At 54.1% G+C, this 25,866-nt stretch carries 29 protein-coding genes; all 29 read right to left on the bottom strand.

The annotated features are described in order from the left end of the window. Positions 1-9: 9 nt before the first annotated feature. The 29 genes from U8U01_RS09765 to lspA all read right to left on the bottom strand — a co-directional run bounded on the left by U8U01_RS09765 (position 10) and on the right by lspA (position 25,851). The gene (locus U8U01_RS09765; RefSeq protein WP_322173755.1) at positions 10-951 is read right to left on the bottom strand and encodes a dipeptidase; all 942 of its coding nucleotides are present in this window, start codon (positions 949-951) and stop codon (positions 10-12) included. Positions 952-961: 10 nt separating this feature from the next. Beyond that, entirely contained in the window at positions 962-1,315 is a 354-nt protein-coding gene (locus tag U8U01_RS09770) for a YraN family protein (RefSeq protein WP_322173757.1), read from the bottom strand. A gap of 32 nt (positions 1,316-1,347) precedes the next feature. Then, entirely contained in the window at positions 1,348-1,956 is a 609-nt protein-coding gene (rnhB, locus tag U8U01_RS09775; protein WP_322173759.1) for a ribonuclease HII, read from the bottom strand. Next, complete coding sequence (gene ylqF / locus U8U01_RS09780) at positions 1,957-2,826, bottom strand: ribosome biogenesis GTPase YlqF (protein ID WP_322173761.1); 870 nt, start codon at positions 2,824-2,826, stop codon at positions 1,957-1,959. Positions 2,827-2,846: 20 nt separating this feature from the next. Beyond that, entirely contained in the window at positions 2,847-3,437 is a 591-nt protein-coding gene (gene lepB / locus U8U01_RS09785; RefSeq protein ID WP_322173763.1) for a signal peptidase I, read from the bottom strand. A 101-nt stretch (positions 3,438-3,538) separates the two neighbouring features. Then, complete coding sequence (rplS, locus tag U8U01_RS09790) at positions 3,539-3,883, bottom strand: 50S ribosomal protein L19 (RefSeq protein ID WP_322173764.1); 345 nt, start codon at positions 3,881-3,883, stop codon at positions 3,539-3,541. 181 nt (positions 3,884-4,064) lie between these two features. Continuing rightward, entirely contained in the window at positions 4,065-4,724 is a 660-nt protein-coding gene (locus U8U01_RS09795; protein ID WP_322173766.1) for a TIGR03936 family radical SAM-associated protein, read from the bottom strand. Further along, positions 4,696-6,552, bottom strand: a complete 1,857-nt coding sequence (locus U8U01_RS09800; protein ID WP_322173767.1) for a TIGR03960 family B12-binding radical SAM protein — start codon at positions 6,550-6,552, stop codon at positions 4,696-4,698. Before U8U01_RS09800 ends, U8U01_RS09795 begins: the two co-directional genes overlap by 29 nt. A 78-nt stretch (positions 6,553-6,630) precedes the next feature. Then, the gene (locus tag U8U01_RS09805; RefSeq protein WP_322173769.1) at positions 6,631-7,233 is read right to left on the bottom strand and encodes a hypothetical protein; all 603 of its coding nucleotides are present in this window, start codon (positions 7,231-7,233) and stop codon (positions 6,631-6,633) included. Continuing rightward, entirely contained in the window at positions 7,230-7,586 is a 357-nt protein-coding gene (locus tag U8U01_RS09810) for a hypothetical protein (protein ID WP_322173770.1), read from the bottom strand. The genes U8U01_RS09805 and U8U01_RS09810 overlap by 4 nt, the downstream gene beginning before the upstream one ends. Further along, positions 7,586-9,061, bottom strand: a complete 1,476-nt coding sequence (spoIVA, locus tag U8U01_RS09815) for a stage IV sporulation protein A (protein WP_322173772.1) — start codon at positions 9,059-9,061, stop codon at positions 7,586-7,588. Before spoIVA ends, U8U01_RS09810 begins: the two co-directional genes overlap by 1 nt. Positions 9,062-9,097: 36 nt before the next feature. Beyond that, entirely contained in the window at positions 9,098-10,633 is a 1,536-nt protein-coding gene (locus U8U01_RS09820; protein WP_322173774.1) for a DUF3794 domain-containing protein, read from the bottom strand. Positions 10,634-10,875: 242 nt separating this feature from the next. After that, positions 10,876-11,049, bottom strand: coding sequence for a hypothetical protein (locus tag U8U01_RS09825; RefSeq protein ID WP_322173776.1), 174 nt, complete (start codon positions 11,047-11,049; stop codon positions 10,876-10,878). Between the two features lie 61 nt (positions 11,050-11,110). Then, on the bottom strand, positions 11,111-11,752 hold the full coding sequence (locus U8U01_RS09830) for a thiamine diphosphokinase (RefSeq protein WP_322173778.1): 642 nt from the start codon (positions 11,750-11,752) through the stop codon (positions 11,111-11,113). Beyond that, positions 11,725-12,621, bottom strand: coding sequence for a ribosome small subunit-dependent GTPase A (gene rsgA, locus U8U01_RS09835; protein ID WP_322173780.1), 897 nt, complete (start codon positions 12,619-12,621; stop codon positions 11,725-11,727). The genes U8U01_RS09830 and rsgA overlap by 28 nt, the downstream gene beginning before the upstream one ends. A gap of 10 nt (positions 12,622-12,631) precedes the next feature. Further along, a complete protein-coding gene (gene pknB / locus U8U01_RS09840) occupies positions 12,632-14,692 on the bottom strand; it encodes a Stk1 family PASTA domain-containing Ser/Thr kinase (protein WP_322173782.1) in 2,061 nt (686 codons plus the stop codon). Between the two features lie 20 nt (positions 14,693-14,712). Continuing rightward, positions 14,713-15,450: a Stp1/IreP family PP2C-type Ser/Thr phosphatase gene (locus U8U01_RS09845; RefSeq protein WP_322173784.1), complete on the bottom strand. Its 738-nt coding sequence runs from the start codon at positions 15,448-15,450 to the stop codon at positions 14,713-14,715. Continuing rightward, entirely contained in the window at positions 15,440-16,483 is a 1,044-nt protein-coding gene (gene rlmN / locus U8U01_RS09850) for a dual-specificity RNA methyltransferase RlmN (protein WP_322173786.1), read from the bottom strand. Before rlmN ends, U8U01_RS09845 begins: the two co-directional genes overlap by 11 nt. A gap of 15 nt (positions 16,484-16,498) precedes the next feature. Then, the gene (gene rsmB / locus U8U01_RS09855) at positions 16,499-17,830 is read right to left on the bottom strand and encodes a 16S rRNA (cytosine(967)-C(5))-methyltransferase RsmB (RefSeq protein WP_322173788.1); all 1,332 of its coding nucleotides are present in this window, start codon (positions 17,828-17,830) and stop codon (positions 16,499-16,501) included. A gap of 70 nt (positions 17,831-17,900) precedes the next feature. Further along, positions 17,901-18,812: a methionyl-tRNA formyltransferase gene (fmt, locus tag U8U01_RS09860; RefSeq protein WP_322173790.1), complete on the bottom strand. Its 912-nt coding sequence runs from the start codon at positions 18,810-18,812 to the stop codon at positions 17,901-17,903. Positions 18,813-18,824: 12 nt separating this feature from the next. Then, positions 18,825-19,304: a peptide deformylase gene (gene def / locus U8U01_RS09865; RefSeq protein ID WP_322173791.1), complete on the bottom strand. Its 480-nt coding sequence runs from the start codon at positions 19,302-19,304 to the stop codon at positions 18,825-18,827. 56 nt (positions 19,305-19,360) lie between these two features. Next, on the bottom strand, positions 19,361-21,808 hold the full coding sequence (gene priA / locus U8U01_RS09870) for a replication restart helicase PriA (protein WP_322173793.1): 2,448 nt from the start codon (positions 21,806-21,808) through the stop codon (positions 19,361-19,363). Continuing rightward, on the bottom strand, positions 21,805-21,972 hold the full coding sequence (locus U8U01_RS09875; protein ID WP_322173794.1) for a DNA-directed RNA polymerase subunit omega: 168 nt from the start codon (positions 21,970-21,972) through the stop codon (positions 21,805-21,807). Before U8U01_RS09875 ends, priA begins: the two co-directional genes overlap by 4 nt. 83 nt (positions 21,973-22,055) lie before the next feature. Next, entirely contained in the window at positions 22,056-22,661 is a 606-nt protein-coding gene (gene gmk / locus U8U01_RS09880) for a guanylate kinase (RefSeq protein ID WP_322173796.1), read from the bottom strand. 1 nt (position 22,662) lies between these two features. Further along, complete coding sequence (locus tag U8U01_RS09885; RefSeq protein ID WP_322173798.1) at positions 22,663-22,923, bottom strand: DUF370 domain-containing protein; 261 nt, start codon at positions 22,921-22,923, stop codon at positions 22,663-22,665. A gap of 26 nt (positions 22,924-22,949) precedes the next feature. Then, the gene (locus tag U8U01_RS09890; RefSeq protein ID WP_322173848.1) at positions 22,950-23,828 is read right to left on the bottom strand and encodes a YicC/YloC family endoribonuclease; all 879 of its coding nucleotides are present in this window, start codon (positions 23,826-23,828) and stop codon (positions 22,950-22,952) included. 154 nt (positions 23,829-23,982) lie between these two features. Continuing rightward, on the bottom strand, positions 23,983-24,375 hold the full coding sequence (locus U8U01_RS09895) for a hypothetical protein (RefSeq protein WP_322173799.1): 393 nt from the start codon (positions 24,373-24,375) through the stop codon (positions 23,983-23,985). Further along, on the bottom strand, positions 24,376-25,305 hold the full coding sequence (locus tag U8U01_RS09900) for an RluA family pseudouridine synthase (protein WP_322173801.1): 930 nt from the start codon (positions 25,303-25,305) through the stop codon (positions 24,376-24,378). Between the two features lie 9 nt (positions 25,306-25,314). After that, positions 25,315-25,851, bottom strand: a complete 537-nt coding sequence (lspA, locus tag U8U01_RS09905) for a signal peptidase II (protein ID WP_322173803.1) — start codon at positions 25,849-25,851, stop codon at positions 25,315-25,317. Positions 25,852-25,866 lie beyond the last annotated feature (15 nt).

Here is a 25,866-nt window from a genome sequence, read left to right on the forward strand (position 1 = left end):
CAATGTATGTCAAAGCAATTTTTCACGTTTGAAAAAATCAGCGGCATTTGCAAAGAAAATCTTATCCACCAGCCTTTCACTGTAGCCACGGCGTAGGAAAAACTCATACAACAAAGGGATGTCCTGTATCCCCGCCAAAGGAAAATCTTTCAGTGCTCCTCCATCCCAGTCTGCACCAATGGCCAAAGTGTCCTCTCCACCTAGCGAAAGAAAATGCTCAGCATGGCGCAGGATATCTTCTATTCCTGCTTTAGCAGGATCGTCATTTAAGAAAAAGCTAATCAGGTTCAAGCCAACCAGGCCACCGGAATCCCTGATTTTAATAAACTGCGCGTCTGTCAAGTTCCTGGGATGCCCGCAAAGCGCCCTTGCGTTAGAGTGCGTCGCAACCACAGGATTTTTTGCCATACCCATCACATCCTCAAACAGCTCTGGGCTGGCATGGGAAAGGTCTACGATAATGCCTTGCCGTTCAAGTTCCACAACAGCCTGCCTGCCAAAATCAGTAAGGCCCGTATTGCCCTCTGCACGAACGCCTCGGCCCAATTCGTTAGCACCGTTCCACGTCAAGGTGCAAAGCTTTACGCCCAAGCGTGCAAACTCTGCTATGTTGGCAAGTTTCCCCCCCAATGCGGAGGCATTCTCCACCGTTAAAATAGCGCAGTGCCTATGTTCTCGCTGGGCAGTATCCCAGTCATCTGGCAAAGCACACCGCTGTATGGATTCCTGGTTGGCCTCTGTTTCTTGGCCAAGCCGTACAGCAACCTGGCGGAAGTACTGAAATGCCTCTTCCCCATGAAGTGTATCCGGCACCCAAACAGCATAACATTGGGCATAGGTATCAAGTGCATCCGCCCGGTCCAAATCTATATGCAAATTATTTTTCTTTAGCCCTTGGTTGTGCGAAAAACATTCCGTTATGGTATCGCAGTGCAAGTCAAAATAGCGCATAACTCTCCTCCTATAAGCCAAAAGCGTTGGGAAAATACTGCAATTCCTCAGGCACTCCATGCAACGTACTAACGGTAGCCACATCAAAACGAGGCTGTAAAGTGCTTGGGCTTTTCAAAAGGTATGTTTCGGCAGTCAAAAGGATTTTTCTCTGCTTTTCCCAGGTAATAGCCTCCAACGCAGAAACCATAGCCCCGTATTTCCTCGTCTTGACCTCTACAAAGACAATGTATTTCTCATCTTCTGCTATAATGTCAATTTCTCCATAACGGGAATGGAAATTCCGCGCGACTATTTGAAACCCTTGCCTTTCCAGCCAACCGGCAGTGAAATTTTCTCCCGCTTTACCTGTGTGATTGGACATGGATTACCTCCCAGCCGTAAAGCAAAGTCCCATTACAACCGCTTTGTTTCTAAGTTGTTCAAAAAACTTCGCCGGTGTACTGGCAAAACCCCATACCGGATAATGGCCGCATAATGGGCTTTTGTCCCGTATCCCTTATGGTTGGCAAAACCATATTCCGGGTACTTTTTGTCCCATTCCCTTAATAAGCGGTCCCGGCTGACTTTGGCTAGGATTGACGCAGCCGCAATGCTGGCACACTTTCCATCGCCTTTTATGATGGTTTCACCAGGAAAATCCAGCGCAGGCATTCGGTTTCCGTCAATCAACGCATAATCTGGGGGTATGGACAGGGCCTCCACTGCGCGGCGCATTGCCAAAAATGTCGCCTGCAGGATATTGATTGTATCGATCTCTACCTCATTAGCCCAGCCAACCCCATAAGCGACCGCCTGGGTTGTAATCACGTCAAAAAGCTGTTCCCGCTTTTTTTCAGTGAGTTTCTTCGAATCATCCAGCCCCTCGATTTGACACCCCAGTGGCAAAATGACCGCTGCTGCACATACCGGGCCTGCCAAGGGGCCACGGCCGGCCTCGTCGATACCACATACCGCTTGATGTCCACGTTCTATCGCTTGCCGCTCATAAAAAAACCAGTCCATCTATGCCCACTCCAAAGTAATTCGACCCAATTTGCCGCCCCGGAACTCATCCAGCACAGCAATAGCAGCCCGTTCTGTATCAATTTCTCCTTTGGAAACCAGCATACCACGTTTCCGGCCAACCATTTCAAGGAGTGCGTGCCCGGTAAGTTTTTCCTCTGGTTGCTCCAACTTATAACGGGTATAAACAGCTTTTGGATAAAGTTCCACAAGCAACTCTAACAGCCTAGCTGCAAGGCCTTCCATATCCAGTATTTCATCCCGAACTGCACCAGTAAACGCCAAATGTTCACCTACAACAGGGTCTTCAAACTTTGGCCACAGGACGCCTGGCGTATCTAGCAGTTCAAAACCATTCCCTACAGTAAACCAACGATTTTGCCGGGTAACGCCTGGCTTGTCCCGTACCTCAGCCTTCCCCGCGCTGCCCCCAAGAATCATGCGATTGATAATGGAAGACTTCCCCACATTGGGGATGCCCAGTACCATGACACGGATAGGCCGCCCGGTCATCCCTTTCCGTTCCCAGCCAGCAATCTGTTCCTTGAGCTCCTGACGGATTGCCGCATAGATAGCCGGTAATCCCTTCCCAGTCTTACTCTCCACAGGGATTGCCGTTACCCCGTCCTCTTTACAAGCTGATACCCAACGGGCCGTCTGCGCGGGGTCCGCCAGGTCGCTTTTGTTCAGCACGACTACTCTGGGCTTATTGCGGACAATCTCTCTAAGCACTGGGTTAGAACTGCTTTTAGGTACTCTGGCGTCCAATAACTCGGCCACAACATCGACCAGTTTTAAGTCTTCCATGATTTTACGCCGGGTTTTGGCCATATGGCCGGGAAACCACTGCACCGGCATGATCTCACACATAGAGCAAATCTCCTAACTATTCAGTGTTTGCCCGGCAGGCCTGCACGGGAAAGCGGATATAGGTTTAAGACTACCTTACCGAGGAGGTTTTTCCTATTAACCATCCCCACCGAAAGATACCGGCTGTCTGTGGAGTTTCCACGGTTGTCCCCTAAAACGAAAACACAACCTGTGGGAACCTGTTGGGGAAATTCCACCACCATGCCATTTCGGTCCGGCACAAAGGTAATGCCATTCTGGATCCCAAATTCTTCCCCGTAGACAGGTACACCATCCACTGTAAGTTCACCCAATTCTGGGTCAAAATCCACCCATTGCCCTTCCGTGGCAACGACACGTTTGATTATCGTATCCTCTAAAGCATGGACAATGATGACGATATCCCCTTTTTGTGCCTCGCCTGCCAGGGAGGTCACCAAGACCCGGTCGCCATCAAAATAGGTAGGCTCCATAGAGATACCATCCACGGTGATAATTCGCGCAAAGAAGGTAAAGAATAGCGTAACTGCCACAAAAGCTACACCAATGGTTTCCACCCACTCCAGCAGCCACGCCGCAAAAGAGCGCTGTGGTTTTCCTGATTGCGTTACGCCCATATTCTCCTGGTTCATGCCGATTCCTCCCATCGTCCATCTGTCAAGTTTTTCGATAGTATTTATAAGCAGGAATAGAAAAAGGGACAAATTGTCCCTTCTCCCAGTGTTTATGCAGTTTACTTGATCTGCTCTTTGACTTTGGCTGCCTTGCCCACGCGGTCACGCAGATAGTACAGCTTAGCCCGGCGCACACGGCCGTGACGAACGACCCGGACAGCCTTAACATTGGGAGAGTGCAGAGGGAAAACCCTTTCTACACCAACGCCGTAGGAAACACGGCGTACGGTAAAGGTTTCGCTGACACCGCTACCCTTGCGGGCAATCACAGTGCCTTCAAACTGCTGGATCCTTTCACGCTCACCTTCGCGGATATTCACATCTACCCGCACGGTATCGCCGATGTTGAATTGGGGAGCCTCTGCTTTCAGAGAATCCTGGGAGATCATTTTGATTGCGTCCATTTGATATTCCTCCAACTAGGTATTTTCAGGCATTCATGCCGGATACCCCGGCAGCGGACTGCCCGCTTCTTGCGCAAAATTGCGCTGTGAACCCCACGGGCAAGCCATTTTTTGAGAAAACCCGCGGATCTTCAAATGCTCGTTTATTATACCACAACTTGTAGCAAAAGGCAAGAAAAATTTACCGCATATCGTTAAGATCTTTCGCCAACAGCCGTTTCCGGGTAATTTGGACATACGGCTCGCAGCCATGCAGGTTCTTTAAGGCCTCTGCCAACAGCCCAGGGTTAACACTACCGTTTTGTGTACAAGGCAGTTTTACTTGCAAACGCAGCCCGTTTTCCTCTATATGGGCCTCCATTTTCTCAAAAAAGGGCTGGATATCCAGGGGTTTATCCCCCCTTTTTCCGTGTTTCATCACGATAACTGGACCGGTTCTTAGCATGGTCTTAAGGGTATTATAGAGGGTTTGTGGGGACTCTGTTTCCATCCACAGCTCATATTCTGCAAAAGCGATCTCCTCAAACCCCAGTTCCGGTTCCGTCACCTCCCATACGGAAACCCCCTGTGGAAGATAAGACGCAAACCGTTGGAACATCTGCTGCAAATCCGTTGTTCCATCCGTTTCCAGCCGAAGGTCCATACATTCCCGCTCACCACTGACGCCCAGGGAGAGCGGCATGGCAAAGTTCATATAGATGCGTGGGTTAAACCCCTGGGTATACCAGACCGGCAGGCCAGCGCGCTTTATGGCACGGCCCATGCAGCGGGTAAGATCCAGGTGGGAGATATACCGCATGGCACCGGTCTTGCTAAACCACACCCGTACGTTTTTCAACACATACACCCCCTTTATAACAGGCCGCCCCACAGTTGGAGCACTTTTCCCGGCAATTTGGCGTGGTCAACCCCTGGTAGGCCCGGCGGCATTCCTCCACCAGGAACCCTTTGCGGATTCCATAATCCAAATGGTCCCAGGGAAATACCTCGTCAAAGGGGCGGGTTCGGTTGGCGTAAAAGGCCGGGTCAAGGCCGCAAGCGTCAAAAGCCTCCATCCACTTGTCAAAATTAAAACAGTTTTCCCAACCGTCAAAATGCAGGCCAAATTCCATCGCCTTATCCATCACCGCGCACAGCCGGCGGTCGCCCCGGGCAAATACGGCCTCCAAAAAGCTGGTCTGCGCCCCGTGATAGTTAACGCTTACCCGTTTGCTGTGGGGCGTTGACTTCAACGCCTGCTGTTTCTCATGGAGCATCTCCATTGTGTCCTGCCCGAACCACTGGAAGGGCGTAAAAGGCTTGGGCACAAAAGCAGCCGCACTCAGGGAAACCTCGACTGCCTTCCCCTTGGGTTTTTCCTTGTTGGCGTAAAAGGCATCCACCACCTGGTTGCCTAGCTCCACAATCGCTTGCACATCCTCCAGGGCCTCTGTCGGCAGGCCGATCATGAAGTAAAGCTTGATCCGCGTCCAACCCTCTGTAAAGGCGATATTGACCGTGTGCATCAGTTCTTCCTGGGTAACATTTTTGTTGATCACATCCCGCATCCGCTGGGAACCGGCCTCCGGTGCAAAGGTCAACCCGCTCTTCCGCACGGAATTCACGCGCGCCATCAACTCCGGGGAAAAATTATCCACCCGCAAGGAGGGCAATGACAAGCTGACCTTTTCCCTCTCTGTCCAGCGGTGCAGGTGATCCAGCAGTTCGATCAGCCGGCTGTGGTCGCTGGTACTGAGTGAGGAAAGGGATATCTCGTCATAGCCCGTAGAGGCGCAAAGGGCATGGCACTGCCGGTCAATGGCCTCTATGCTCTTTTCCCGGAAAGGCCTGTAAAGGAAACCGGCTTGACAAAAACGGCAGCCCCGAATACAGCCCCGCAGCACCTCCACAGAAACACGGTCATGGACAATATCAATAAGCGGCACAGGGAAACTCTCCGGGAAATAAGCGGTGTCCATATCGTTGACAGAACGCTTACGTACCGTAGCCGGTGCGCCGGGCTTAGGCGTGTAACTTTTTACCGTACCATCCGCATGGTATGATACCTCGTAGAGCGCAGGTACATAGACGCCTTCGATTTGGGCGGCCCGGCGCAGGAATTCCTGTTTGCCTACCCCCTCCTTTTTGCATTGGCGGTAAAGCTCCATAACCTCCAGGTCAACTTCCTCGCCGTCACCCAAAAAGAACAGGTCAAAGAAGTCTGCCAACGGCTCCGGGTTGCAGGCACAGGGGCCGCCGGCTACCACAATGTTGAACAAATCCGGGCGGTCCGCACTGTGAAGGGGAATACCTGCCAGCTTTAGCATATTTAGAATGTTCGTATAACTCAACTCATATTGCAAGGTGAACCCTATAAAGTCGAAGTCCTTTACAGGGTCCCCGCTCTCTAAGGCATAAAGGGGGATGCCGTTTTCTACCATATGCTGCTCCATGTCTATCCACGGGGCAAACGCCCGCTCGCACCAGAAATACGGCACCTGGTTGAAGGCCCCATACAATATTTTAATCCCCATATGGGACATACCGATTTCGTAGATGTCCGGAAAGCAAAAGGCAAACCGTACCTCTACCTCTTTTTTATCCTTTATCACCGAATGGGTTTCGCCACCCACGTAGCGGCCTGGCTTTTCTACCTTTAGCAGGATCTTTTCAAGTTCTTTCGGGTACATTTCCATCCCTTTTCCGTTTTTTTGATTATTATAATCTATTTTGCGGCCTTTTGCAAGCGGATGGAAAAATATTGTGGGTCAAGGCTGGGCGTAATCCCGGCCCAACACCAAATACAGCATAAGGTACACGCTTAATGCCAGCAACGAGTAGTTGTACCGGGTGTGTAGCAGGACCAGGAACCCCAATACAGCCAATGGGAACAGGAAAAGGGCGGAGAGCATCCGGCTAAGCTTTTCTGCCCGTGGCCCGCCGAGCCTGGCGCGTAGAAGGTACCGTAGGGCTAACCCGCCGTCCAGAGGCTCTATAGGAAGGCTATGTGCTATGCCCAAGGCCAGGCTAGCCCCGGCAAAAGTGCTTTGGGCCGCCCCCAGGGCAAGTGCCAGCAAGAAACATAGCAAGTTGACGCCCGGCCCAGCCAGGGAAACCACCGCCTGCCGGCAGTCTGGCAAGTTTTTCCCTTTACTGGGCACTACCCTGCACCCCAGCGCGGTAAGCGTTACCTGGGACGCATACACCCCAAATACCCACATGGCTGCCAGGTGGGCGCATTCATGTAAGATTACTGCCAGAAAACAGGCTGCGCCGCCACCCATACCGTTAAAAATACAGCAAAAGGCCAGCAGCGCGAAACAGGAAAAGTAGACCTGCACCTGACATTTCCCTATCGTTATCGTAATCACAGCATTTGTAGGGGCGCGGTATCTGCCTGGATGGGTGGCGTGGGGCTGGGGGATGGGGACGGCGTTGGGGATGGGGACGGCGCAGGAGCTGTCCCCTGCCACTGCGGCAGTTCTATTTCCTGGGCCATTTCGTTACCGTACCACTGGGAAATTTCCCGGTACTTCTCCTCATCGGTAAACTTAAAAAATACCAGTGCCAACAACGCCAGCGCGCAGATAACCGCCTGCAACAGCGGGGCCCCGCCCCACCCCCGCCTTGCCTCCACTTCCGGCGTTTCCCAAAATTCCTCCTGGGCCATGCTGTCCTCTTCGCCCAGGCTGTCTATCTCCCGTAATTTCTCCTGATCCTGCATTACAGTATAACACAGATCAGGCCGCTACAGCCGTCGTTGATGATCCGCTCGATGGTTTCCCGTACCTTCTCGCGGGCGTCATTGGGCATACGGTACAGTTTGTTGTGCATCCCCTCATTGACTAAGGAGTGCAGAGATTTGCCAAAAATGTTGGACTCCCAGATTTTCACCGGGTTTTCCTCAAACTCTTTGAGCAGGTACAGGACCAGTTCCTCCGACTGCTGCTCGGAGCCCACAATCGGCGTGATCTCCGTATTGATCTGGGTGCGGAGCATATGGATCGACGGCGCGGTGGCTTTTAGCCGGATGCCATACTTGCCGTTCTGCTTGAGGATCTGTGGCTCCTCCAGGGTCAATTCCTCCACTTCGGGCATGACGATCCCGTAACCTGTTTCCAGAACATCGTCATAGGCCTGGCGCAGCTTTTGGAATGTCTTTTTTATCTGGGTCATCTCGATCAACTGGGCCAGCAGTTCGGACTCGTCATGGATCTCCAACTCGGTCTTTTCGCTGAGTATCTTGTAGAACAGGGACTGGTCAAAAATCAGTTCGGCGCTGGCACAGCCGCTCCCTAGGTCGATCTTCCGCACGTTGACCGCCTGGATGGAGTCGCAGACCCGTACGCCGTCCAGCATACCCCGTACTTCCCGCATACGGCTAATGGCGCAACAGTCTTTGACCGCCCCAAATACAGAGGCGTACAGCCAATGGTCCGCGCCCAGCGAGGCCACCCAGCCAGGTACCGCCAATTCCACTTCCCGCACAGGGAACTGGTACAGCAAGCTGGCGATGATCTCCTTGATGTCCTGTTCGGTTATGTCAATACAGTTTACCGGCAACACCGGCACGCGATACTTCTCCGAAAGCCTTGCGGCCAGGGCCTTGGAGGACGGGTCGCCGGGTGATACGCAGTTCAGCAGCATGACAAAGGGGCGGCTGGTCTGGTTCAGTTCATCAATAACCCTTTCCTCGGCCTCCTCATACTCCTCCCGTGGGATGTCGCTGATGCTGCCGTCTGTCGTGATAACCAGGCCAATCGTCGAATGCTCGGTAATCACCTTTTTGGTGCCGATTTCCGCGGCCATATTAAAGGGGATGGGCTCATCGAACCAGGGGGTGCGCACCATGCGGGGCTGATCTTCCTCTATGTAGCCAATGGCGCTGGGGACTATATAGCCTACGCAGTCGATCATGCGCACATTGAACATGGCGTCGGTGTCTATCTGCACCGACACGGCCTGCTCCGGGATAAATTTGGGTTCTGTGGTCATGATGGTGCGGCCGGCGGAAGATTGGGGCAGTTCATCTACAGCCCGTTCCCGCTGGAGCCCGTCTGGGATATTGGGGATGACCACCGTATCCATAAATTTCTTGATAAAGGTGGATTTGCCGGTACGCACTGGCCCTACCACGCCGATGTAAATCTCCCCGTTCGTGCGGTCCTGTATATCTTTGTATACGTTGAAATCTTCCATACTCACAGTTTCCTTCCTTTCTGGGGCGTTTTGCATTTACCGGTTGCAAATAATGATGGGGCTGGCCTCCGGCACAATATCGTCAAACAGTTCGTTCTGGTTTCGGATATCCGCCAGTAGCGCCCGGTGGCTCTTGGCAATATCCCACAGCTTTTCCCCGGCAGAGGCATAGTATATAAGGAAACGGGGTTTTCCCTCAAAGCCGCCGGCTGTATCGTCCATCGCTGCCGATGTCAGGTACTTGACATTGTTTAGGCTCAGCAGTAAGGAACTGACCGTGGTTTCCACGGATATTTCTACGGTGTTCTTATCGGCGATACGGTATTCCCACAGGTCGGTGCGCCAGGTGGTATCCGCACGCTTGGCAAGCTGGTTATCCAGTTCGATGGTAAAATTGCGGTCAAACTGCTTTTCTGTATACAAAATACGCCCCTGGGCACTGACGTACAGCATACATATTGTATACTTAACACGGTAGTTCAGTTTCCCCTTCTCGCAAGCAGACTGCACTGTATCCTGCTCGCACCAGATGTCCAGGACTTTCTGGATCTCATCTTCCGTAACCGAAAGGCTGCACTTATTCTTCAGCACTTCCGTATTTTGCCCATGCAGCCGGGTAAAGGCGCTTTGGGCATATCGCAGTTCCAGCGGGGCCTTAACGGAGTAGGCATCGTCGATGATCTCCACTTCGCAAGTTTGATACAAAAAGGCCATCAGGAACACCTTTACCACCACACTCACGCTGGTATACTCCCCCACGTCGTCCTCCCTGGGCTGGATGCTGCTCTCACCGGTGACAATGCGCAGGTCGCAGATACAGCTTTCCTCTGCCCCGGCACACTCAATGACTTGGCTGAAATCGATGGAGGCAGACAGCTTTTCCACATTGGCACTGTCCACGGACGGTGTGTAAAGGAAGGAGATATCTGCGCTGCCATTTACCGTAAGCCGCTCCTCCGAGAGCCGGCTCTCAATCACCCGGCAGCTTACCTCCCTGCGCAAGATACTTTCAATGGGCGGTTTGCCGTTTTTGACCGGCAGGGTATCTTCAATGGTGAACTGGTGGCACAATGCGTTTACCGCCTGGTGCGCCTCAAAGCTCTCCCCCCGTTTCTCGATGGACTCATCCTCCAGGCTACAGGTGATCAGCTCCTTCTTCTGCACAACGGCCAGCACCTGTAGGGTAACGGCGGCATGAAGGTCTACCCGCCTGGCGCTGACCGCCCGGCAGGTCAGGTGTGAAACAGAGGCCTGCACACACGCAATGGCCTTCTCCTCTGCATTCTTTAGTTTGATGGAGGCTGTAAAGTCTTTGGTAAACTCACAGCAGCGAACCTGCTCCCCCTTTCCGTCCAGATAGAGCACCCGGACATCACATACACCGTCGCAGGTCAGGGTATCGCCGGTAATCAAGTAGGATGAAACTTCCGGCACGACCCTGCACTTAAGTATTTTCTGAATATCTGCGCAGTAATCAGGCAGATTGTATTCGGTGTCTATCGGCGTTTCGTAATGGCCGTCAAATACTGGGTCGAAATATTCGTAGGGCGCGGTCTTGATTTGAGCCTGCATACAGCATCCTCTCCTTTGGCTTTCTTACCTAATATGTATGCGCCCCTGGCCCAAATATGCGGACTTCCCTTTTTATAAAGAAAAATCCGCCGGAACCGGGGGAGGAACCCCGCTGTCCGGCGGACAAATAAGTAATTTTACACTTCTTCTACTTTGCGGATACCGTAAAGCTTTCTGAGGAAAAAGCCCCAAAACCCCTTGCGTTTTTCCAAAATGACGACCTTCATGCTGATACCTCCCACTTAGTACCGTAATAACGAGATACCCAGGGCCACTAAGATCACCGCAGACAAAAACAGCGCAAAGCCCATCGGGCAAAAGCAGGAAACAGTCATCCCCAAACCAAAGCACACGGTACACATATGACGGCAGTCACGGTCTTTTATGCAGGTGCATCTGAACTTGTGCTTTGACATGGCATTCGACCTCCCGGCTGATTGGCTCGTTATTCCAGTATACACAGCCAGAGGAAAAGTGTTACTGGGTAACCACCACCAGCGCCGACCCGTTATGTACCCGGACCTCCGCCGGGTCTTCCGCCACCTGGTTGCTGATCCCCATAGGGAACCCGCCGCAGCTAAGCTGCTCCCGGTTTAGCGGGTATTGCAGGCCCAGGTAGCTAACCGTACAGGCCGAACCGTTATAGGGGAACACCGACACCGTGGCCCCCATCATGTTGGTCATTTTCAGCCTTTCATCGTGCAAAAGGAATACTTTGGTGTGGGCATCCGCCATAATGCCATGCCCCCCGTGCTCGCGGATGTACTGTAGTACTTCCAGGTTGGCCAGGCTGTGGTCAAAACGTTCTCCACCCAGGCAGCCCAGCAGCAAAAAGCTGCGAAAGCCCATGCTAAAGCCCCTCAGCACCGCAAACATGGTGTCGGTTACATCCTTCTCCACCGGCAATGTCAGGCATTTCACCGTGTCCGGGGGCGGCTCCTTAGCAGAGTCGAAATCCCCCACCACCAGATCCGGCTGTATCCCGGCTTTCAGCGCGCTCTCATAGCCTGCGTCGGCACAGATCACATAATAATGCCTGGGGTTAAACTCCTTAAAAACCTGCCGGCTGTTGATAGGCGCGGCCCCAATGATCATACAAGCTTGCTTTTCTGCTCCCATTGTTTTACATCCTTTATCTCTTGATACATCGCCGTGTAGCTTTCCAGCCGGGAACGGGCGACATTTCCCTCATCCACTGCCCGCAGGACGGCGCAGCCCTTTTCGCAGGTATGCGAACAAGAACTGAACCGGCACGTTTCGGCCAGTGCTTCCATTTCCCTAAACCCATGAATAAGCTGTTCTTTGTCTGTCAGCCGGTACTTTTCTATATCAAAGGTGGAAAAACCCGGCGTATCTGCCACATAGCCTCCGGCCTCCAGGGGGAAGAAAGCCACCTCGCGGGTGGTATGCCGCCCACGGCCCAGTTTCTGGCTGATCTCCCCCGTTTTAAGCTGAAGGTCCGGAAAAGCTGCATTCAACAGGGTAGACTTCCCCACCCCGGAGTTCCCAATAAAAGCCGAAACCTTTCCCATCGCCAACGCCCGTATATGGTCCACACCCTGGCCGGTTCTGGCGCATACCGCGCAACAACTGATCTTAGCCAGCCGGTAGGCCCCCAACAGTTCCTCAGGGGCGCCCAGATCGGCTTTGGTAAATACAACCACCGGCTCTATCCCGTTTAACTCAGCCACTGCCACAGTTTTGTCAATCAGCAGCATATGGGGGGCAGGCTCTTGCAGGGAGGCCACAATAAACAGGCGCTCCAGATTGGCCAGTGGCGGCCGTACCAGGTGGCTTCTGCGGGGCAATATCTCTGTTAGTGCCCCGGTCCCGTCCGGCGCCGTGGTAATCGCTACCTGATCCCCCGCGCAGGGCGAAACGCCCTCTTTGCGGAACCGCCCTCTGGCCCGGCAGACAAACCGGCCCTCGTCCGTTTCCACTGTATAAAAGCCGCCTATGCATTTTAGGACAAAACCCTTTAATTCCATACGCCTGTTCTCAGTTCCCCGAGGGCTGGATGTCCCCGCCGGTCCCGTCCTGGAGCGGTTCATCGCTGCTGTCCGGCTCAGGCTCGCTTTCAGGCGGTGTAAATTCGAACTCCTGGGTGATCTTGGCCTCTTGTGTGTCAAAGTTGAAGGTAAGATACATATAGTCCTGATCGTTCAGCCGCACCACCACATTCTCTTCCCCCGAGGTGCCCGTAAACGACAGCTCGTAGCTGCCAACATAGGCGGGGTTAACGGTGCGTTCCTCGGTCACTACACCGTTGCGGTACACCTTTAGGCTTACATCCATATTCACCGAGCCAGGCAGGCTGATGGTCCTGGATACAGTCTTGGTGGCATTTTTGCCGGTACTTACCACCAAATCTACCGTAGCGCCCTCAGACACTTCAGCCCCCGGCACCGGGTTGGTGCTGATGACGGTGTCTTTATCCTGGGTGCTGCTGTCGTCATAGACCACATTCCCTACCTTCAACTTGGCCTCTTCCAGCAACGTCGTTACCTCGTACAGGGTCTTACCTTGTAGGCCGTCGGGGACGTGTACCTTCTTGGTGGCGGGCCCCTTGCTAACATTGACGGTCACTGTGCTCCCCACGTCTACCATGGTGTTGGCCTGTGGGTTGGTGGAAACCACTTTGCCAATTTCAATCTCGTCATCCGCAACGGACTCCACCTTGTATTTAAGGTTGCTTTCCTTCAGCATGGCTACAGCATCCGCCTGGGACCAACCCTTCATCTCCGGCACCGGCACCTGCTCCACCTTGCCGTTGACCTGCAATTCAACCTCCGAGCCCTTCTTCACCATAATCCCCTTAGCAGGCGACTGGCGCATGATTTGCCCGGTGGGCAAGTCGGGGTCATTGCCCTCTGTGCGCTTAAACTTGAAGTTCTCAGTGTACTCCGGGTTTGCCAATACTTCATCATACAGCTTTCCCACAAAATCCGGCAACTCGATCTGTTCATCTGCCGGCGGGGTCAGCATAGTATCCCAGTTTTTCAGCAGCCAAACCGCTGCTACCGCCATAATTACGATGATGGCTGCAACAATGACACCTTTCACCACCATAGCCCCTCTGGCTCCGCGGCGGGCACGCACATACTCCTCTTCGTACTCGTAGCTGTCATTATATTCGGGCGTAAACCGGGTGGAGTCATACGAATCGATATTCCGGGGCGCGTCATAGGCGCTGGAACGGATGGGCTGGATATCATAGTGGAACACCATACCCGGATTCCGGCGGAACTGGTCAATGTCATCCAGCATTTCCCCCGCAGACTGGAAACGGTCTACGGGGTTTTTCTCCATCGCCTTCATGGTAATCTGCTCCAGCCCTCTTGGCAGATTGGGGTTTAACTCCCTGGGCATGGTCGGCTTGACCTGAAGCTGCATCAGGGCAACGGAAACCGCGTTGTCCGCCACAAAGGGCAGTTTCCCGGTGATCATCTCATACAGCATCACGCCCACGGAATAGATGTCGGCCTTGTTGGTAATATAGTCGCCCCTGGCCTGCTCCGGCGCAATGTAATGTACCGAGCCGATGGCCTTATCCGTCATGGTCTGGGTTTCGCTTTGGGAAAACCTGGCAATGCCAAAGTCTGTCACCTTAATGGTGCCGTTTTGTAACAGCATAACGTTTTGGGGTTTGATGTCCCGGTGGATGATCCCCTTTTCATGGGCGTGCTCCAGGGCCATTAAGATCTGGATGGTGAAATGCAGCGTTTCATCCCAGCGGATGGCGCCCTCCTGCTCGATATATTGCTTGAGGGTGATACCGTCAATGTATTCCATCACAATATACTGTAACCTATCCCCAAAGCTTACATCGAAAACCTCCACGATATTGGGGTGGGACAGCAACGTAATGGCCTTTGCTTCATTGCGGAACCGCCGCAGGAAGTCGCTGTTGTCCGAAAACTCTTCCTTCAAAATCTTAATAGCAACCCAGCGATCCTCCACCCGGTCGTAAGCCCGGTACACACAGGCCATACCGCCCATGCCTACCAGGTTGTGGATCTCATACCTTCCGTCCAACCGTTTGCCGATGAATTTATCCATAACAACTCCCCCGTTTCCTATCAGGTATTGTTTACCACCGCAACGGTGATATTATCCGCTCCGCCGCAATCTACCGCGTAGCGAACCAACTGGCCGGTCAGTTTCTCTCCGCTGCCGCCATGTTTCTCTATATATTCTTCCAGCATACTGTCCTCCATATAGCCGGTCAGGCCGTCCGTGCAGGCCAGGGCCACGTCGCCGGAGTGGAAATCCCATACAGAGTAGTCTGCGGAAACAGCGTCATGCACACCCAACACCCGGGTAATGATGTTACGGCGGGGATGGGTGCGGGCTTGCTCCTTGGTGATCTGCCCAAAATTCACCAGATCCTGTACATAGGAATGATCCATGGTAAGCTGGGTAAGCCCCCCACGGTTTTTCAGGTAAGCCCGGCTGTCACCGACATGGGCCACGTGCAACTGGCCTTTTGCCGCCAGCAAGACCACTGCCGTGGTGCCCATGCCCCGCAGTTCTGCCTTCTCTTTCGCTGTTTCAAATATAGCGGTATTGGCCCGGTATATGGCATTGACCAGCATACTTTTGATGCTGCCAGGGCTCATGTCCTCTGCGTAATGGCTGGTCAGTTGTTCTTCTATCTGCTCAACCGCAATACTGCTGGCTATGTTGCCCCCATTGGCCCCACCCATGCCGTCGCAGACCACCGCCCAGGCGCTGTCCTGCGAGAACAGCCCGCACCGGCAGGCGTCCTGGTTCGTACTGCGCACCGGGCCTGTATCTGTGGCAAAATCAACCCTCATATCCGTTCCCTCCTTCATATTTTCGGCGAAGCTGCCCACAGGAAGCCTCAATATCTGACCCAAGCGTTCTACGTACTGTAGCGGTACAACCGCCAGACTCTATAATAGCCGCAAAACGTTTCAGGCTTTCGGCACTGCTTTTACGGTAGCCCGTGCCTGTCACGTCATTCACCGGGATCAGGTTCACATGGGCCGGCATCCCCCGCAGTTTCCGTACCAGCTCCCTGGCGCACCAGTCCATATCGTTCACGCCATGGATCATCGCATACTCAAAAGATATTCTCCTGCCTGTTTCTTTAGCATAAAACCGGCAGGCTTTCAGCAGTTCATCCATATTCCAACGCCGGTTTACCGGCATAGTCTGGTTTCTGATCTCATCATTCGGCGCGTGCAGGGAAACAGACAGGGTTATTTGCAGCTTTTCCCCGGCCAGTTGATAGATTTTATCAACAAGCCCACAAGTAGAAAGGGAAATATGCCGCATCCCTATATGCATCCCCTCCGGGTGGGAAACCAGTTGGAGAAAGCGCAGTACATTTGCATAGTTGTCCATCGGCTCCCCCATGCCCATCAACACAATGTTGGATACCCTTATCCCTGCGTCCCGCTGGGCGGCCTGGATCTGGCCCAGCATTTCTGCGGGCAGCAGGTTACGGGAAAAGCCCCCCTGCCCGGTGGCGCAAAAGCTGCAATTCATTTTACACCCAACCTGGGTAGAAATGCAAATGGAATACCCGTGGTGGTAGCACATCAAAACAGATTCCACCAACTGGCCGTCTGACAACCGGAAGAGGTATTTCACCGTGCCATCCTTGGAAACCCGTTTCCCCAGCACCTCTACAGAGGGGATCCAGTACCGCTCAGCCAGTCCGGCCCGCAGGTCTTTGGAGAGGTCGGTCATTGCAGGGAAATCCTCCACACCCCGGTGCAGCCACCGAAATACCTGCTTGGCCCGGAACCCCGGCAGCCCGGCAGCCCGGAAAGCCTGCTCCAACTCTTCTAATTGCATGGACTTGATGTCAACTTTTTCCAACTGTCTGCCCCTATCTCAAAGTTTTCGGAAAGCTGCCGCAAAAAAGCCGTCTGATGCCCCAGAAAACGGGGCCATTGTCAGCATATAGTCCGGTTCATGGTGCCAATGCTCTAACCCAAGTTCTATCTTTATCGGCGTAAAGCCGTTATTTTCCTTTAAAAAGCGTGCTGCAACCTGCTCATTTTCTGCCGGATTCAGGGTGCAGGTAGCGTATACCAGCATACCGCCCGGCCGTACTTTTTGGCTTGCCTGCCGCAAAATAGCATACTGTAGCGAGGGCAGCCCCTTTATTGTGTCCAAATCCCTATAGCGGATTTCCGGCTTTCGACGGATTACCCCAAAACCGGAACATGGCACGTCGCAAAGCATCTTATCCACCTGTGGTATCTTCTCAAACTCCTTTGTAGCGTCATGGACCAGGGGAACAACATTTTCCAGCCCCAGCCTTTTCGACCCGGAACGTATCAGCCTGACCCGGCTCTCATAAAGGTCAGCCGCATATACTTTCCCCCCGGCCGCGCCCTGTGCCAGTGTAAAGGTTTTCCCACCGGGTGCCGCGCAGCAGTCGCAAATCCTCTCCCCAGGCTGCGGGGACAGCAGCCTGCACACCAACTGTGCAGATAAATCCTGCACATGGAACAGCCCGTCCTTAAATGCGGTGAGTTCCGTGGGGGTACCGCAATTCTCTATGACAGCGGCATATTCCAGTTTCTGCAAAGCAGCAAGCTTTACGCCTTCGGTTTCTAGCCTCGCTTTTAGCTGTGTGGCATCACCCTTAGCCGTGTTAAGGCGGATAAAGGTTTTCGGCCTTTCCATCATACTATCCAATAGTTTCCGTGTCAAGTCATCGCCATAACTTTCTTGCCACAGGCGGATCAAATCCTCCGGCACAGAGTAACGCAAACTTAGCCCACGGACGTCCTGTCCTGTAGGCAAGGTGATATCTCCCTTCCGGCGGAGCAGCCCCCGTAACACACCATTCACAAAGCCGGCAAGATGGGGTTGCCCCAAAGCCTTGACCGCATCCACCGTTTCGTTCACCGCTGCCGGTGCGGGTATCCGGTCCAGGAACAGTATCTGATAAGCGGCACTGCGCAGCGCCCACATAGCCAGTGGCTCTACCCGCTTGCCCGGTTGCTTGAAACAGTGGTGCAGGTAATAGTCCAAAGTCAAGCGCCGTTCCAATGTACCATAAAAAATAGTAGAGGCCAATGCACGGTCCCGCCCACCCAGGCTAGACCCCGCCAAAGCTTTATCCAGCACAATATTCGAGTAGCCTTCTTTTTTCTCCATCCGTAAAAGTGCCTGTAAAGCGATTATCCTGGCAGTCTGGTTTATTAATTTCATTTTTGGTTCGCTTTCCCTTACCAAGTATCTGGTTTTCTGTAAAGTTTATCTCTTTGCGCGATGCCCCCGTTCAAGGTTCCATGCACAACGGATGCCCCAACAAGTAGCTTTTGCCACTCATGCGTTTCCCATTCCCGGCCTGTAGTTCTGTAATGACCAGCGCATCTTGCCCGCAATAAATGCCCAATTCCCCGCCTGTTTCAAACGCCGTGCCCGCCGGGCCCTGTTTGCCGATTACCCGTGAACCCAACAACTTTACGCGCTCTCCGCCCAAGGCCGTTACCGCGCATGGCCAGGGGTTCAGCCCGCGGATCCAATCATGTACCTCTTGGGCCGGCCTGTTCCAGTTAAGTACAGACATCTCCTTGGTAAGCATAGGGGCCTGGGTTGCCTCCTCATGGTTTTGGGGGATCCGGGTAAGCCCACCCTGTTCCAGCCTGTCCAATGTTTCTATCAGTAAAGCAGCGCCCAATCCCTTCAGCCGGTCAAAAAGCTCGCCTGCTGTTTCCTCCGGCCCAACCGGCGTTTCGCTTTTCATAAGCATATCGCCGGTATCCATCCCCTCAGCCATAAACATGGTCGTCACACCTGTGGTTTTCTCCCCGTTCAGCACTGCCCACTGGATGGGCGCGGCCCCCCGGTATTTTGGTAAAAGTGAGCCATGCACATTGATGCAGCCCCATTTTGGTATTCCCAACACCCTGGGTGGCAGTAACTTCCCGTAAGCCACTACAACAATCACATCCGGCGCTAATTCCTCCACGGTGTCCTGCGCCTGGCTGTCCCGTAGGGTAGCTGGCTGAAAAACCGGCAACCCAAACTGCAAAGCAAGTTCCTTTACGGGTGGCGGTTGCATTTTGTGTCCCCTGCCTTTCGGCTTATCCGGCTGTGTAAATACGCCGCAAATCTGGTGCCCACGGTCGATCAGGCTTTGTAATGACGGAACCGCAAAATCAGGCGTCCCCATAAATACAATGCGCATCCTGGCCCTCCTTTATTTCTCTTTCAACTCTTCCAGTTCTTCCCTCGTAAGCATCCGGTTGGCTTTGTCCGTAAAAATCACACCATGCAGATGGTCGATCTCATGGCAGAAAGCCCGGGCGCACAGTTCCTCGCCGGTAACCTCAAACCACTTCCCCTTGCGGTTCTGGGCCTTAACGGTCACTTTCATAGGCCGTGTGACCTCTCCCCATTCGTCCGGCAGAGAAAGGCAGCCTTCCGGTCCTGTCTGTTCCCCCTCCACGGCGATGATCTCAGGGTTGATCATCTCAATGGGCCCATCGCCCACATCAACAATACATACTTGGCGCAGCACCCCCACCTGAGGGGCTGCAAGCCCAGCGCCGTTTGCCTCATAAAGGGTATCTTGCATATCGTCCAGCAACTGGTGCAGTTTTCGGTCAAACTTTTCTACCGGGCGGCACATCTTTGTCAATACGTCGTCTCCAAACTTCACTATATTCCTTATAGCCATGCTTACGTCATATCCTTTCAGATGAAAACTTTCTATATGTCAAAACAAGGCAGCCTTTACATCACCCGCACAGGGTTCGGGTCTGCATAAACTGTAACTTGCTGAAATTCTTTAAGCCCTGCAAAATGGCCCAGCAGTTCGGCAATCATGTTCCGCAGCCGCGGGGAATTCCTGCACTTGATAATAAGCTTATACCGGTATTTCCCCCCCACCCTGGCAATGGCAGCCGGAGATGGCCGCAATACCCGCAGGGGCAGTTCCCGGTACTCTTTTTCCGCCCGATCGCCTAACTCTTGTAGAAAGCGCTCCGCCGCCAACCGGGTCAACGGCTCCTCCATACCTACAAAACCGACCAGCAGTATGTCCACAAAAGGCGGGTAGAGCAGGCCCTTCCTATAGGCCAACTCCTGCCTGGCAAAGCCAAAATAGTCCTGTTTTGCCGCGAGATGCAGGACAGGGTTTTCCGGGGTAAATGTCTGTATAACCGCCCGTCCCGGATACTTGCCTCGCCCGGCACGGCCTACCACCTGGGTAAGCAAATCAAACGTCCTCTCATTGCTGCGAAAATCATCACTGTAAAGCGCCTGGTCAGCCGAAAGCACCCCCACCAGCGTGACGTTTTCAAAGTCCAGCCCTTTGGCCACCATCTGCGTACCCACCATCACGTCGTATTCCCCCCTGGCAAACTCCTCCAGCCTTCGTTCCAGCGCATACCGCCCGGACATGGAATCCGTGTCTACCCGCAGGATCCTGGCCTCCGGCAGCAGTTCCCGTAGCTGTTCTTCCGCCTTCTGGGTCCCTACCCCCCGGAAGGCCAAGCTTTCACTACCGCAGGAGGGGCATATTTTCAACATGGGGGTAGAATACCCGCAATAATGGCACATCAGCCGTCGGTTGGCACTGTGGTAGGTTAGGGAGATACTACAGTTCGGGCAACTGATGACCTCCCGGCAAGAACGGCAACTGGCAAATGTATGGTACCCCCTCCGGTTCAGCAACACAATGGATTGTTTCCCTTTTCGGAAGTTTTCCACCAGCGCCTCGCCCAATGCCATGCCGATAGCGCTCTCGCCACCAGGGCAATCCTCCCAGTTCATGTCGGCCAGTTCTACCTGCGGCATTTCCGCCTGGCCAAAGCGGCCGTCCAGCTTGTGGAAGAGGAACTTCCCCGTACGTACCATGTAATAGCTTTCAATCGAAGGGGTAGCGGAAGACATCAGGCAAAAAGCGCCGGCCTTTGCGCAGCGGTAACGGGCTACTTCCCTGGCGTCAAAGCGGGGGCTGGCCTCAGACTTATAGGTATGCTCCTGCTCCTCGTCAATTACAATCAGCCCCAAATTTCTCACCGGCGCAAACACCGCAGAGCGGGTCCCTACAGCAATTTTCGCCTCTCCACGGCGCACCCGTTTCCATTCGTCCAGCCGTTCCCCTAAGGAAAGCCTGCTGTGAAAAACAGCTACACGGTCGCCAAAACACTGTTGAAACAGCCGCACAGTCTGCCCGGTTAATGAAATCTCCGGCACCATCACAATGGCTCCCCGCCCCTGGGCCAACACATACTCGATCAGCTTAAGGAAAACAGAGGTTTTACCACTGCCGGTCACGCCATATAGCAGCGCACACCGCCGCCCTTCCCGCGCCTGCTCGAATTCGCGGCACAAACCGTCCAGCGCCCGCTGCTGGGAAGGGGAAAGCACCAGATCCTCCAAATGGCCGGATGTACCGGCAGCCTGTTCCGGCCTGCGGTACAGTTCGTATTCAAAGACCTCGGCAGCCCCCTTGGCGGCCAGTGCCTTCACCACCCCGGAGGACGCCCCCGTAAAGTAGCACAGTTCCTTTTCCGTAGCCTCCCCCACGTCCAGCAGCACCTGGTATACCTCCCTCTGCCGGGGGGTAAGCTTGCCGTCAAACGCCGTCACTGGCCGTACCATTTTTGCCACCGCGTCCTGTACCCGGCTCGTGGCCAGGTTAACCTTACAGACCACGCCTTTTTCCAGCAAAGCCTGAAACGCCGGGTTGTCCTGGGTGATCCCCAGGGCACGGGAGAGTTTTTCAAATGGGACAGCCTTCCCTGCCGTACGTAAGGCCGTAATGATCTGCCAGGATAGGCCGTCCCACGCTTCCCGGTCAAAGTCCGTAAAACCCTGATCCAACAAGTAGCTGTCCCTCACTCGGAACTGTAACCCGGCAGGGATCATCTGCTTGACCGTGCTGAAAAGTGTGCAAAAATAGCGGTTTTTCATCCACAGGGCAAGCGCAAGTTCCCCGCCGTCCAGCACGGGCTCCTTGTCCAGAACAGTGTGCACGGCTTTTAGGTGCCCCTCTTCCTGGCCGCCCAGGGCGAAAACCATGCCCACCCGCTCCCGGTTCCCCGTGCCGAACGGGACCATGACCCGTACGCCGGGCCGCACACGGTCCTGCAACGGCTCCGGCACCCGGTAGGTAAACAGCTTATCAAAATGGTACACTGTGTTCTCCACAGCCACCTGGGCCAGGCCGGTCATCCTTCCAGTTCTTCCGGCTCCAGGATACGGTAACGGTCCTGCACAAAATCCTGCACGGCCAGGTCGACCGGCTTATCTACCAGTTTGTCGCCGGAAAGCTCGGCCTTTTCAGAGATCTGCCGGGCGCGTTTGGCCACGGCAATCACCAGTGAATACTGGTTCATATGGGGTGTTTTAATAATGTTTGCAGATGGTTTCAGCATGGTGCTACCACGTTCCTTTCTCAACAAAATAATTTCTCAGCCTATCATATATCCAAAACCCGCTGGATAAAGCCGGGGTTTCTGGCACATTTACATTTTTCGCTGCGAAGGATAGCCTGCATATCCGCCACCGCATCCTCCAGCCTGTCATTGACAACCACATAATCATACTGCTCCGCGTGGGGCAGTTCCCGGCGCGCTGTTTCCAAACGTTTGCGCACCGTGGCGTCATCCTCTGTCCCCCTATCCCGTAGGCGCTGCTCCAACACCTCCATAGAGGGCGGCGTAATAAATACCGATACACAATCCGGCGCCAGCTTTTTGATCTGGGCCCCGCCCTGCACATCGATCTCCAGCACCACATCCCAACCTTCCGAAAGCCACTTCTCTACCGGGGCCTTGGGGGTGCCATAGCAATTCCCCACATATTCCGCGTGCTCCAGCATACTGCCGCTGTCTACCAGCCCCTGGAATTCCTTCCGGCTGATAAAATAGTACTCCCGCCCGTTCTCCTCCCCTGGCCGGGGCGGCCGGGTGGTCGCGGATACAGACATCCGCAGGTTCTGGTCCTGCCGGAACCACTCCTTCAGTATGGTCCCTTTGCCCCCAGCGGAAGGCGCGGAAACCACCAGTAAAAGCCCTCTGCTCATGTTACTCTCCCTCTCCTGTCAAATCCTCTTTTCCGTTGAACCTGCCGGCCACGGTTTCCGGCATAATGGCTGAAAGCACCACGCTGCCGCTGTCCATAATAATCACCGTCTTTGTCTTGCGCCCAAAAGTCGCGTCGATCACAGCCCCTCTCTCCCTGGCCTCCATCACCAGGCGCTTGATCGGGGCAGACTCATTACTGACAACCGCCACCACCTTATCCTCCGAAACCATGTTGCCAAACCCGACGTTTACCAGCCTCACAGGCCCAGCCTCCTCGCTATACAGGGTCACTCCACATTCTGCACCTGTTCCCGAATCTTTTCTATCTCCGCCTTCATATCCACCACCAAATAGGCAATCTCCGTGTCCTGTGATTTGGAGCCGATGGTATTCGTTTCCCGGTTCATCTCCTGCACCAGGAAATCAATTTTGCGCCCTACCGGCTCGGTCGACTCCACCAGCCGCCCCAACTGGGCAAAGTGGCTTTTCAGCCGTACGGTTTCCTCGTCCACCGCAGACTTATCGGCAAAGATGGCCACCTCGGTCAGTAACCGCTGTTCATCCATGCGGGTATCCCCCAACAGTTCCTGTATCTTGGCGGCAAGCCGTTCCCGGTACCGCGCCACGGCCTGGGGGGCCAACTGCTCCACTTTTTCTATCATGGCCAGAATATTCCCTGCCTTCTCCAAAATGTCCGCCTTCAGCAGGGCGCCTTCCGCCACCCGCATCTCCATAAAAGAGTCCACCGTGGGCCCCGCCACTGCCAGTACGGCAGCCCATACCGCGTCCTCATCTTCGGGCGTTTTATGAATAGCAAAAACATCCTGGTACCGGCTCAACTGCGCAAGGCTGGGCCCGTCAGGCAGGTTATAACTCTCCTGCAACTCCAACAGCGCTTTGTAATAACCCGCCGCCAAAGCATGGTTTACCTGCACCTGCACGCTGGTTTCCTCCAGGTTCTCTATCTGCAAAAATACATCCACTTTCCCCCGGACGATCCGTTGCTGCAAGTAGCTTTTCAACCTATCCTCCAAAAACACATACCCACGGGTGATCCGCGTGTTCATCTCAAAAAACTTGTGGTTAACGGACCGCATCTCAAACACAATGCGATGCCCGTCCACCGTTGCCTCTCCACGTCCAAAGCCGGTCATACTTTTCAGCATTGCCACACACTCCATCCTTCGGCAGCCTAAAGGGAATAAACCCCTAACTTAGAAATTTTACCATTTTCCAGGCTTTCATGCAACAGCTTTCCCAAAGTTTTCATAGATTTTTAAGAAAAGCCCGCGGCACAGTCAGGTGCCGCAGGCAGTTTTGCTAAGAATAATCATATTTTACAATGGTTCCCATAGGCGTAAAGGCATGATTTTCGTCCTGGTCAAACCCTCTGGCGTGAAAAAAACCGAAAAAGTCCGGGAAAGCTGTTTCAATTTCGTTTGCGCCAAAGGTTTCCCCATAAGAGGCCGCCGCGCGCATAAGGGAGTCCAGGATAAAAACCTCCTCCCCCTTCGGCTGCCTGGAAACGTCATATCCCTCTGCATATAGCCGCAAAATGCGCAAACAATCCCCTTCCAGCTCCAAAGCCACCCAGCCCAAAACCGTGCCGCGCTCCCGCATTGCCAGCACCCGTGCCGCCGGGCCGGCGCCTTTCACCTGGGACAGGAGCCCTTTTTCTTCCTCCCGATCCACCACAGGCAAGATTTCAATCATCTAAAGCCCCTCCTTTCCATGGAGTTTTGTAAGGTACTTCTGAAAATATGCCGGCAACGGGGCCACAAATTCCTGGTAAACGCCGCTGCGGGGATGCACAAACCCAATCCGCCCGGCGTGCAGGCACTGCCCGTGCAGTTCCGTAATGGCCTTTTTCGGTCCATATACCAAATCTCCTGCCACAGGATGCCCCAAGCTGGCCATGTGTACCCGGATCTGATGGGTCCGGCCTGTTTCCAGCCGCAGGCGCAGGTAGGTAAAGCCGTGCAGGCGTTCTTCCACATAATAGTGCGTTACAGCCTCCCTGGCCGTAGGCGAGCCACGCAGCACCGCCATTTTTTTACGCTCTGTAGGGTGCCGGCCGATGGGCGCGTCCACTTTCCCACTGTCCTCCCGGATATTCCCGTAAACCAGAGCCCGGTATTCCCTGGTCAGGCTGTGGGCCTTGATCTGCTCCGCCAGGCCACGGTGGGAAAAATCATTCTTGGCCACAAGCAGCAACCCACTGGTGTCCTTGTCAATCCGATGGACAATGCCCGGGCGCAGTACGCCGTTTATGCCCGAAAGGCTGTCCCCGCAATGGTCCATCAGGGCATTCACCAGCGTGCCGGAATAGTTCCCCGGCGCAGGGTGCACCACCATCCCTTTTGGCTTGTTGACAACCAGCAAGTCGCTGTCCTCATACACAATGTCCAGTGGGATGCTCTCCGGGACAATATCCGGCGCCTGGGGCTCCGGCAGCATTACCCGGATTTCCTGCCCCTGGGAAAGCTTTGCGCTTTTTGCCAACACCTTCCCGCCGGATATCACCAGCCCCTGCCCAATCAGGTTCTGTACCGCCGAACGGCTCATCCCGTCCAGCCTATCTGCCAGCAGCTTGTCCAGGCGTACGCCACTGCCGGCAACCGTAAGCAGTATTTCACCGCCCATCGCGTTCCCTCACTCCCGCTCCTGCTGGGTTTCCGTATCCTCCGCGCCCTCCGAAACAGCCGCAAGCGCTCGTTTCTCCCTGTGCGTAATAAGCAGGTAATGCAGCACAAGGAAACAGGCGCCTACCGTCACACAGCAATCCGCCACATTAAAGATATAGTGGAAAAACTCCACATGGATAAAATCCACCACATAACCCCTGGTAATCCGGTCGATCAGATTGCCCAGGCCGCCCGCAAGCAGCAAAGCCGCAGCGGTATAGCTAAATGCACTGTGCTGCTTATACCAAAACAGTCCCGCCAAAATGCCGGCCGTCACCAGCAGGGTCAGCACCATCACCACCCCGATAACGTCCCCCAGCAAGCCAAAAGCCGCCGCGGGGTTTTCCAGGTAGCTGAATTCCAAGAAACCAGGGATCACCGCCATGACCTGCCGGCCCTTGCCCTTGAGTTCGTTTTCCACCGCAAATTTTGTTACCTGATCCAGGATTATCAACAGCGCCGCCCCAACCAGTACAGCGGCCTTTTTATAGCTATCGGTTTTCAAGCGTATCTCCCTTCC

This window comes from Acutalibacter caecimuris, from assembly GCF_034335085.1.
In the GTDB taxonomy this organism is placed as follows: Bacteria; Bacillota; Clostridia; order Oscillospirales; family Acutalibacteraceae; genus Acutalibacter; species Acutalibacter caecimuris.

Bases quoted from the DNA above. Each gene is read 5' to 3' on its own strand.
- U8U01_RS09765 (WP_322173755.1), bottom strand. From the start codon at position 951: ATGCGCTATTTTGACTTGCACTGCGATACCATAACGGAATGTTTTTCG.
- U8U01_RS09770 (WP_322173757.1), bottom strand. From the start codon at position 1,315: ATGTCCAATCACACAGGTAAAGCGGGAGAAAATTTCACTGCCGGTTGG.
- rnhB (WP_322173759.1), bottom strand. From the start codon at position 1,956: ATGGACTGGTTTTTTTATGAGCGGCAAGCGATAGAACGTGGACATCAA.
- ylqF (WP_322173761.1), bottom strand. From the start codon at position 2,826: ATGTGTGAGATCATGCCGGTGCAGTGGTTTCCCGGCCATATGGCCAAA.
- lepB (WP_322173763.1), bottom strand. From the start codon at position 3,437: ATGAACCAGGAGAATATGGGCGTAACGCAATCAGGAAAACCACAGCGC.
- rplS (WP_322173764.1), bottom strand. From the start codon at position 3,883: ATGGACGCAATCAAAATGATCTCCCAGGATTCTCTGAAAGCAGAGGCT.
- U8U01_RS09800 (WP_322173767.1), bottom strand. From the start codon at position 6,552: ATGTACCCGAAAGAACTTGAAAAGATCCTGCTAAAGGTAGAAAAGCCA.
- U8U01_RS09810 (WP_322173770.1), bottom strand. From the start codon at position 7,586: ATGCAGGATCAGGAGAAATTACGGGAGATAGACAGCCTGGGCGAAGAG.
- spoIVA (WP_322173772.1), bottom strand. From the start codon at position 9,061: ATGGAAGATTTCAACGTATACAAAGATATACAGGACCGCACGAACGGG.
- U8U01_RS09820 (WP_322173774.1), bottom strand. From the start codon at position 10,633: ATGCAGGCTCAAATCAAGACCGCGCCCTACGAATATTTCGACCCAGTA.
- U8U01_RS09825 (WP_322173776.1), bottom strand. From the start codon at position 11,049: ATGTCAAAGCACAAGTTCAGATGCACCTGCATAAAAGACCGTGACTGC.
- U8U01_RS09830 (WP_322173778.1), bottom strand. From the start codon at position 11,752: ATGGGAGCAGAAAAGCAAGCTTGTATGATCATTGGGGCCGCGCCTATC.
- rsgA (WP_322173780.1), bottom strand. From the start codon at position 12,621: ATGGAATTAAAGGGTTTTGTCCTAAAATGCATAGGCGGCTTTTATACA.
- pknB (WP_322173782.1), bottom strand. From the start codon at position 14,692: ATGGATAAATTCATCGGCAAACGGTTGGACGGAAGGTATGAGATCCAC.
- U8U01_RS09845 (WP_322173784.1), bottom strand. From the start codon at position 15,450: ATGAGGGTTGATTTTGCCACAGATACAGGCCCGGTGCGCAGTACGAAC.
- rsmB (WP_322173788.1), bottom strand. From the start codon at position 17,830: ATGAAATTAATAAACCAGACTGCCAGGATAATCGCTTTACAGGCACTT.
- fmt (WP_322173790.1), bottom strand. From the start codon at position 18,812: ATGCGCATTGTATTTATGGGGACGCCTGATTTTGCGGTTCCGTCATTA.
- def (WP_322173791.1), bottom strand. From the start codon at position 19,304: ATGGCTATAAGGAATATAGTGAAGTTTGGAGACGACGTATTGACAAAG.
- priA (WP_322173793.1), bottom strand. From the start codon at position 21,808: ATGACCGGCCTGGCCCAGGTGGCTGTGGAGAACACAGTGTACCATTTT.
- U8U01_RS09875 (WP_322173794.1), bottom strand. From the start codon at position 21,972: ATGAACCAGTATTCACTGGTGATTGCCGTGGCCAAACGCGCCCGGCAG.
- gmk (WP_322173796.1), bottom strand. From the start codon at position 22,661: ATGAGCAGAGGGCTTTTACTGGTGGTTTCCGCGCCTTCCGCTGGGGGC.
- U8U01_RS09890 (WP_322173848.1), bottom strand. From the start codon at position 23,828: ATGCTGAAAAGTATGACCGGCTTTGGACGTGGAGAGGCAACGGTGGAC.
- U8U01_RS09895 (WP_322173799.1), bottom strand. From the start codon at position 24,375: ATGATTGAAATCTTGCCTGTGGTGGATCGGGAGGAAGAAAAAGGGCTC.
- U8U01_RS09900 (WP_322173801.1), bottom strand. From the start codon at position 25,305: ATGGGCGGTGAAATACTGCTTACGGTTGCCGGCAGTGGCGTACGCCTG.